The sequence below is a fragment of the Mammaliicoccus fleurettii genome, from assembly GCF_002018435.1.
Taxonomy (GTDB): domain Bacteria; phylum Bacillota; class Bacilli; order Staphylococcales; family Staphylococcaceae; genus Mammaliicoccus; species Mammaliicoccus fleurettii.
Genome location: NZ_MWJM01000036.1, coordinates 1 through 2,589, shown reverse-complemented (window position 1 = coordinate 2,589; position 2,589 = coordinate 1). Strand labels below are relative to the sequence as shown.

5 protein-coding genes are annotated in these 2,589 nt (G+C 32.9%); 1 reads left to right on the top strand and 4 read right to left on the bottom strand.

Going from position 1 to position 2,589, the window contains the following annotated elements; all coding sequences use genetic code 11:
- The 4 genes from isaB to B2G86_RS12925 form a co-directional block, all read right to left on the bottom strand.
- Window positions 1-301, bottom strand: a 301-nt coding sequence (gene isaB, locus B2G86_RS12940; RefSeq protein WP_420798279.1) for an immunodominant staphylococcal antigen IsaB family protein, incomplete at its 3' end; no start/stop codon positions are given.
- A gap of 130 nt (window positions 302-431) precedes the next feature.
- Window positions 432-638, bottom strand: a complete 207-nt coding sequence (locus tag B2G86_RS12935) for a hypothetical protein (protein ID WP_237687724.1) — start codon at window positions 636-638, stop codon at window positions 432-434.
- A gap of 17 nt (window positions 639-655) precedes the next feature.
- Complete coding sequence (locus B2G86_RS12930) at window positions 656-841, bottom strand: helix-turn-helix transcriptional regulator (protein ID WP_078358596.1); 186 nt, start codon at window positions 839-841, stop codon at window positions 656-658.
- A 13-nt stretch (window positions 842-854) separates the two neighbouring features.
- Window positions 855-1,175, bottom strand: coding sequence for a hypothetical protein (locus B2G86_RS12925; protein ID WP_078358595.1), 321 nt, complete (start codon window positions 1,173-1,175; stop codon window positions 855-857).
- 597 nt (window positions 1,176-1,772) lie between these two features.
- Here B2G86_RS12925 and B2G86_RS12920 point away from each other — a divergent pair.
- A partial coding sequence (locus B2G86_RS12920; protein WP_142242943.1) for a PTS transporter subunit EIIC occupies window positions 1,773-2,589 on the top strand: 817 nt, incomplete at its 3' end.

The window sequence follows — 2,589 nt, the reverse complement described above, 5'->3', positions numbered from 1 at the left end:
AGTTAATATTTTTCGCTTCGTCTTGATGTTCTTTTGCGTAATTTTCATGTGCAGGTGTTTCATAACCGTTTAAAGTGAAATTACCTGATTCGAATCCTTTTTTGAAAGTATCTGTTATAAAGAATCCAGGGTCGTAACTAACATATCCATTATAATAAGAAGTATAAGGTTGAGACGCTTCGCTTTCCATATTACCATTGCTTGCTGCATCCACTGTATTCCCATTGCTAGCTGCACCTACTGTAAATACTGTCGCTAATGCTAAACCGCTTGAAACAAAAATCTTTGAAAATTTGTTCATTCGATCTCTCTCCCTTTTTATAGATTATGTATCTAAAGACCATACACCTACATCCTACTATATTGAATTTCAATTACAAGGGGTAGAATAATAAACATTTATTGTATTTTTATACTTTTGTTTAATAGTATTACGTTTTAGTAATAACCTTAAAATATGTTTGAATTCCTAAAAATATAATAATGCCAACTAATAATATTAACCAAACAACATTAAACTCGCCTGTCGTAAATTTCGTATATAAATTATAAATAACTAAAGCAAATATAAAATACACTACAGTATACTTAGAAGCGATAAATACATGTTGTCTTTCCATTTCATCTTGCTTCTTCAAAATAATCTTCCTTTCATTTAAGAGAATAATTCATCTACAGTTACATCAAACACTTTTGCTAATTTGAAAGCTAGTGCCAATGTAGGATCATATTTATCATTTTCAATTGCATTAATCGTCTGTCTCGTCACTTTTACATTTTTACTTAACGTATCCTGTGACATTCCCATTTGCTTTCGATATTCCCGTATTTTATTCTTCACAACTTACCTACTCTCAACTGTATTTCTTCTTTACTATTAAAACATTAATTGCATATATAATGCCTAATAAAACAATAAAAAGTATTTCAGGATTTTGAGTGAAGACATTCTGTGCATTCCCATTTAAGCCAGAAAGTTTAATCGCTATATAGGACATGATAATCAAGAACATATAACCAAACGTGTTAGACAGTATTTCGAGTCTTATTCTCAATTGCCTTTCATCCAGTCTTCGCTCTTTTTTAAATTCTTTAGTATTAATTGCTATATATTTATAGTAAACCGTCCACATGACTAATGTAATAATAATAAAAAGTAACCATTTCAATACCATAAAAATTGCACCTCCAAATGTCAAAAGTTTTTTACATTTATTAGTCTAACATCTGAGATAAACATGTCAAATACTTTTTACATTTAGAGTGTTGATAGATATAAAACATATACTACTGTTTTTATGTTCAGGCTATAGCAAAGTGTGCTTTGGAGAGGTGCGTTATAAGCAGATTTCGGACCGCTATTTTATTTTATCGGTCCGTATTTCGTGTTTCTGGACCGCTAATTTTATTTATCGGTCCGTATTTCGCATTTCTGGACCGCTAATTTTATTTATCGGTCCGTATTTCGCGTTTCGGACCGCTATTTATTTTTATCGGCCTGTATTTTCCGTTTTCGGGTCGATATTTATTTTTATTGGCCTGAATATCTTCACATCTGAACATTTATTCCAAAACATTATGAACCTCCCTTCCAAAAGTGTATAATTACATTGAAAGCGTTTTGTTTAACATTTGTTCACTTTCATCCACTTAAATCACACATGTCAAAGTGCTTGTGACAAAGTTGCATCTACTATTCATTGTTAATAGGTATACATCTTCGTATGATTAAGTAACAAAATACTTTTTATGTAAGGGAAGGTGTGTTAAATATGGCAGAACAAACAGAAAAGAAAAAAGGCATTGGTCCTAAGGTTCAAGCTTTTGGTTCATTTTTAAGTAGTATGATTATGCCGAACATCGGTGCTTTTATTGCTTGGGGGCTAATTACAGCACTGTTTATTGAAGATGGTTGGTTACCTAATGAAGAACTTTCTACTATGGTAGACCCAATGATCAAATATTTAATTCCATTATTAATTGCATTTAGTGGTGGTCGTTTAGTTCATGGTTTACGTGGTGGCGTCGTTGGTGCTACTGCTACTATGGGGGTTATCGCAGCATTCCCTGATACACCGATGTTAATTGGTGCAATGATTATGGGGCCACTTCTTGGTTGGTTAATGAAAAAAGTGGATGAGTTCTTAGTTCCTAGAACGCCACAAGGTTTCGAGATGTTATTCAACAACTTCTCAGCTGGTATTCTAGCATTCATCATGGCAATCATTGGTTTCAAAGGTTTAGCGCCATTGGTGGAAGGATTAATGAAACTTCTTGGTATGGGTGTTGATTTCTTAGTTTCTCATCATTTATTGCCATTAGTAAGTATTATTATTGAACCAGCAAAAACTGTATTCTTGAACAATGCAATTAACCATGGGGTATTAACTCCGCTTGCATCTGAACAAGTTACTCAAGCTGGTAAATCTATATTATATACATTAGAGTCTAACCCTGGACCAGGTCTAGGTATTTTATTAGCGTATATGGTATTCGGTAAAGGTACAGCAAAAGCAACATCATATGGTGCTGGTATCATCCATTTCCTAGGTGGTATTCATGAAATTTACTTCCCATATGTATTAATGC

What these genes read in the sequence shown, in the direction of transcription:
- B2G86_RS12925 (WP_078358595.1), bottom strand. Translation starts at nt 1,175, where the DNA reads ATGGTATTGAAATGGTTACTTTTTATTATTATTACATTAGTCATGTGG.